This is a genomic window from Acidimicrobiales bacterium, from assembly GCA_036273495.1.
In the GTDB taxonomy this organism is placed as follows: domain Bacteria; phylum Actinomycetota; class Acidimicrobiia; order Acidimicrobiales; family JAJPHE01; genus DASSEU01.
The window spans coordinates 1-4,946 of the sequence record DASUHN010000156.1; the positions used below are offsets into that span (position 1 = coordinate 1).

General features: G+C 73.7%; 5 protein-coding genes. All 5 read left to right on the top strand.

Features of this window, described 5'->3' with window-relative positions:
• Nucleotides 1-1,645 (top strand): transcription termination factor Rho (gene rho, locus VFW24_06565; GenBank protein ID HEX5266418.1); only part of this gene is annotated, 1,645 nt, incomplete at its 5' end.
• A 9-nt stretch (nt 1,646-1,654) separates the two neighbouring features.
• Nucleotides 1,655-1,870 carry a 50S ribosomal protein L31 gene (gene rpmE, locus VFW24_06570; protein HEX5266419.1) on the top strand — a complete coding sequence of 72 codons (216 nt, stop codon included), beginning with the start codon at nt 1,655-1,657 and terminating at the stop codon, nt 1,868-1,870.
• Nucleotides 1,871-2,107: 237 nt separating this feature from the next.
• Nucleotides 2,108-2,932, top strand: a complete 825-nt coding sequence (locus VFW24_06575) for a hypothetical protein (protein ID HEX5266420.1) — start codon at nt 2,108-2,110, stop codon at nt 2,930-2,932.
• Nucleotides 2,933-2,944: 12 nt separating this feature from the next.
• Complete coding sequence (gene prfA / locus VFW24_06580; protein ID HEX5266421.1) at nt 2,945-4,009, top strand: peptide chain release factor 1; 1,065 nt, start codon at nt 2,945-2,947, stop codon at nt 4,007-4,009.
• Nucleotides 4,010-4,026: 17 nt separating this feature from the next.
• Nucleotides 4,027-4,857, top strand: a complete 831-nt coding sequence (gene prmC / locus VFW24_06585; GenBank protein ID HEX5266422.1) for a peptide chain release factor N(5)-glutamine methyltransferase — start codon at nt 4,027-4,029, stop codon at nt 4,855-4,857.
• The last annotated feature ends 89 nt before the right edge of the window (nt 4,858-4,946 follow it).

Below are 4,946 nucleotides of genomic sequence, written 5' to 3' on the forward strand. Positions count from 1 at the left end.
CCGGCGCGGCCGCGGCTCGCGGGCCGCGGCGGCGGCCGCCGCCAACGGCGCCGACGAGGCTCCTGCCGCCGAGGGACCCGACGGTCCCGGATCGGAGAATGCCGGCGCCGAGGACGCTCCCGCCAACGGGGCCGGCGTGCCGGCATCGGCCTCCACCGACGCCGAATCCGACTCCGAGACCGAATCCGGCTCCGGCTCCGGGTCGGCCGAATCGGGCCCCGACCGCGTGGGCCCTGGCGCCGACGCAGGTGGCCGGAGCCGCACCGCCCGGACATCCGGCGGGGCCAGCAGCGAGGCCCGGACCGATTCCCCGTCTTCCTCGTCCCAGTCGCGGAGCGAGGGGACCGACCGTTACCAGCGCTTCGACGGTGGCGGGGGGGAGCCCGGCAACCGGCGCAACCGGAGGCGGCGGGGCCGCGAGCGGGGCGGGTCCGGTGGGTCCGGCGGGTCCGGGGGGGCCGAGCGGGACCTGCAGGGCTCGGGTCAGGAGCAGCAGTTCCAGGGTGAGCCCATCCCCGTTGCCGGCCTGCTCGACCTGCGCGACGAGGGCTTCGGCTTCCTGCGGGCCGGGGGCTACCTGCCCAGCACCCGCGACGTGTATGTGTCGATCAGCCAGGTGCGCCGCTTCGCCCTGCGCAAGGGGGACTACGTCGAGGGGGCCAGCCGTCCCGCTGCCAGCAACGAGAAGTACCCGGCCCTCCTCCGCATAGACAGCGTCAGCGGGATGACTCCCGACGAGGCCCGGGCCCGCCCGCGCTTCGAGGACCTAACCCCGTTGTTCCCCGACCAGAAGCTGAATCTCGAGGTGCCCGGGGACGCCGCCAACATGACGGCACGCATCGTGGACCTGCTGTCCCCGATCGGGAAGGGCCAGCGTGGGCTCATCGTCTCGCCGCCCAAGGCGGGCAAGACCACCGTGCTCAAGCAGATCGCCCACTCCATCGAGGCCAACAACCCCGAGGTCCACCTCATGGTCCTCCTGGTCGATGAGCGCCCCGAGGAGGTCACCGACATGCGCCGCTCGGTGCAGGGCGAGGTGGTGGCCTCCACCTTCGACCGGCCGTCCGAGGAGCACACGCTGGTGGCGGAGCTGGCCATCGAGCGGGCCAAGCGCCTGGTCGAGATGCAGAAGGACGTGGTGATCGTCCTCGACGGGATCACCCGCCTGGCCCGCGCCTACAACCTGGCGGCACCCGCCTCGGGCCGGATCCTCTCCGGCGGCGTCGACTCGGGCGCCCTCTATCCGCCCAAGAAGTTCTTCGGCTCGGCCCGGAATATCGAGGAGGGTGGATCGTTGACCATCCTCGCCACGGCGTTGGTCGAGACCGGCTCCCGGATGGACGAGGTGATCTTCGAGGAGTTCAAGGGCACCGGCAACATGGAGCTGCGCCTCGACCGCCGGCTGGCCGAGCGCCGGGTCTACCCGGCCATCGAGGTCAACGCCAGCTCCACCCGCCACGAGGAGCTGTTGTTCGACCGGTCCGAGCTCCAGCAGGTGTGGAAGCTGCGCCGGGTGCTCAACGCCCTGGGCAGCGAGGGCAGCGCGGCGGCGGGCCTCGAGCTGTTGATGGACAAGATCAAGACGACCAAGAGCAACGCCGAGTTCCTGGCCGAGATAGCCAAGGGCCCGACACCTCCGGTATAAGAAGGCGAGATGAAGGCAGAAATCCACCCCAGCTACGTCGAGGCGGCAGTGCGGTGCTCCTGCGGGAACACCTTCACCACCCGCTCGACCAAGTCCGACCTCCACGTCGAGCTCTGCAACGAGTGCCATCCCTTCTACACCGGCAAGCAGAAGCTCGTGGACACGGGCGGTCGGGTCGAGCGCTTCGAGCGCCGCTACGGGCGGCGCAAGCAGCGCCGCGCCTAGACGGCCACCGCGTCCGCCATCGCCAGGCTTCCTGACCGCGCCGGGGACCGGCGCGGCCGGCTGCTCGAAGCCAAGCTCCAGGCCGTCGTCGGCGCCCAGTGGGGAGACGCAGCCGACGCCGTCTCCGGGCCGTTTCCCCTGGGCGCGACCCTCCGCCGGGGCGCAACGGCCTGGATCCACGGCGAGGATCCCGACCGCCTCCTCGGCGGCGCCCTCGCCTGGGCCGGATCGGCTGGGGTGACCGAGCTGCACGTCGTCGCCGAGGAGGGCACCGGCATGCTGGCCCGGCGGGCGGCGGCATTCTCCGTGGCCCCCCGGATCTGGCACCTCGAGGGCCGGGCCCTGCAGCCCGCCCGGGCCGAGCCGCTCCCTCCGGAGCCGGATCCCCCCGAGCTGACCGCGCCGCTCCGGGCCGTGCTGGAGGCCGCCCGGAGCGAGGGCGCCGAGGTCGTGGCCGAGCACGGGGTGATCTCCGTGGAGGTCCTCGGGCTCGAGGTGGCCCGGGTGGAAGCCGGTCCCGACGGGCCCGAGCTCTCGATCGGCGTGGGCCGTCACGACCGCGAGGCCCGCCGCACGGTCCACGGCGGGCTCCCGGGAGACGCCCGCGACCCGGTCGGCGACCTGCGGGGGGTGGTGAGCCAGGTCCAGGCCCGCCGGCGGGGAGGCGGGCCCTCCCACCCCGCCAACCAGCTGGCGCCGGAGAGGTGGCTGCGGGCTCTCCTGGTGCGCCGCCCGGAGCTGGTCGGGGCGGGGTCACTCGTCGCGGTGTCACCCCCCGTTGCGCGGCCCAACCTCCGGAGCCGCGCCGTGGCGCCGGCCGTCGGGACCGACGGCGGCGGGGACCGGATGGCCGTGGTCTGCTCCACCGGGGTCGACCCCGAGCTCGTGCCCGCCGCCGTGGACGTGAGGGTGGGGGCGGGCCCGTGCCGCCTGGTCCTGGTGGTGCCCGAGCGGGACGACCACCCCGTCACCCGGCGCCTGGTGGGCATGCTGTCGGATCCGGCCGAGATCCGCACCGTGCCGACGGATTGGCGGGAGTTGCACAGCCCGTCGCCGTCCTAGCCTGGAGAGCAGATGTTCGAACGCCTCGACGAGCTCGAGAAGGAGTACGAGGACGTCCTCGTCCAGCTCTCGGATCCCACCGTGCTCGGGGACCAGCGCCGGCGGGTCGAGGTGGCGCGCCGGCACAAGGAGCTGGAGGCGGTTACCGCCAAGTACCGCAGCTACCGCGGGGCCGAGGCGGACCTCGAGGCGGCGCGAGAGCTGTTCACCGAGGCGTCCGGGGACGACCGCGAGATGCTGCGCGGGGAGATCGACGCCGCCGAGTCCCGCATGGCGGAGCTGGAGGAGGCGCTCAAGATGGCGCTCCTGCCGAAGGACCCCAACGACGACAAGGGCGTGATCGTCGAGATCCGGGGGGCCGAGGGCGGGGAGGAGGCCAACCTGTTCGCCAAGGACCTGTTCGAGATGTACTCCCGCTACGCCGACCGGGTGGGCTGGAAGCTCGAGGTCCTCGGCTCCGATCCGTCGGACATGGGGGGGTTCAACGAGATCACCTTCTCCCTGCGCGGTGACGGTGTCTGGAGCCGGATGAAGCACGAGGGCGGCCCCCACCGGGTGCAGCGCGTCCCCGTCACCGAGTCCCAGGGTCGGGTGCACACCTCGTCGGCCACCGTGACCGTGCTGCCCGAGGCCGAGGAGATCGACGTCGAGATCGACCCCAACGACCTCAAGATCGACGTCTACCGCTCGACGGGACCGGGAGGTCAGTCGGTGAACACCACCGACTCGGCGGTGCGGATCACCCACGTACCCACCGGCACCGTCGTGGCCATGCAGGACGAGAAGAGCCAGATCCAGAACCGGGCCAAGGCCATGCAGGTGCTGCGGGCCCGGCTGCTCAAGGCCGAGCAGGACCGCCAGAGCGCCGAGCTGTCCCAGCAGCGGCGCAGCCAGGTGGGGGGCGGGGGCCGCTCGGAGAAGATCCGGACCTACAACTACAAGGAGAACCGGGTCACCGACCACCGCATCGGGCTCACCCTGCACCGCCTCGACCGCATCCTGATGGGGGAGGTGGACGAGCTGGTCGACGCCCTGGTGGCCGACGAGCGGGCCCGCCAGCTGAGAGGAGAGGCCTGACCGCCACCTGGTCCGAGCTGCTCAGCCAGACCTCCGCCGCCCTCGGCTCCGACTTGGACGCCCGCCGTCTGGTCGAGGCGGCGTCGGGGCGGGACGGCGCCGAGCTCCGGGACGCCCTCGGTGACCCCGCCCCGGATCGGGCCCGGCGCCGGTTGGCGGACATGACCGAGCGGCGCCGGGGCGGGGAGCCCCTCCAGTACGTCACCGGCTCCTGGGGCTTCCGCCGCCTCGACCTCATGGTTGACCGCCGGGTTCTGATACCGCGTCCCGAGACCGAGGTGGTGGTCGAGGTGGCCCTGGGCGAGCTGCGCCGGCTGGGGCGGCCCCGTCCGGTGGTCGTCGACCTGGGCACCGGGTCGGGCGCCATAGCCCTGGCCCTGGCCGACGAGGGCCCCGAGGCCGAGATCTGGGCCACCGACGTGTCCGGCGCCGCCCTGGACGTGGCCACCGCCAACCTCGCCGGGCTCGGGGGCCGGGCCGCCACCCGCGTCCGGCTGGTCCCCGGTTCGTGGTTCTCGGCCCTGCCGCCGGAGCTGGGGGGTCGGGTCGACCTGGTCGTGTCCAACCCGCCCTACGTGGCCGAACCCGACGAGGTGGAGCCCGAGGTGGCGAGCTGGGAGCCGGCCGGCGCCCTGTGGTCGGGCCCGACCGGGCTGGAGGCGACCGAGCTGATCCTGGCCGGCGCCCCCCCGTGGCTGGCCCGGCCCGGCGTCGTGGTCCTGGAGGTGGCCTCGGAGCGGGCGGGGGAGACGGCCGCCGTGGCCCGGGCGCACGGGTTCGTGGCGTCGCTCCACCCCGACCTGGCCGGGCGGGAGCGGGTGCTCGTGGGGCGGCTGGAATGCCGCTGATCGACGCCACGGGGACCGGGGCGGACTTCGACGCCGCCCTGGAGGCCGCCGCCGCCGCCCTGGCCGCCGGTGGGGTCGTGGGCATCCCG

Excerpts from the sequence above, each read along its gene's own strand:
- rpmE (HEX5266419.1), top strand. The coding sequence starts at position 1,655 with ATGAAGGCAGAAATCCACCCCAGCTACGTCGAGGCGGCAGTGCGGTGC.
- prfA (HEX5266421.1), top strand. The coding sequence starts at position 2,945 with ATGTTCGAACGCCTCGACGAGCTCGAGAAGGAGTACGAGGACGTCCTC.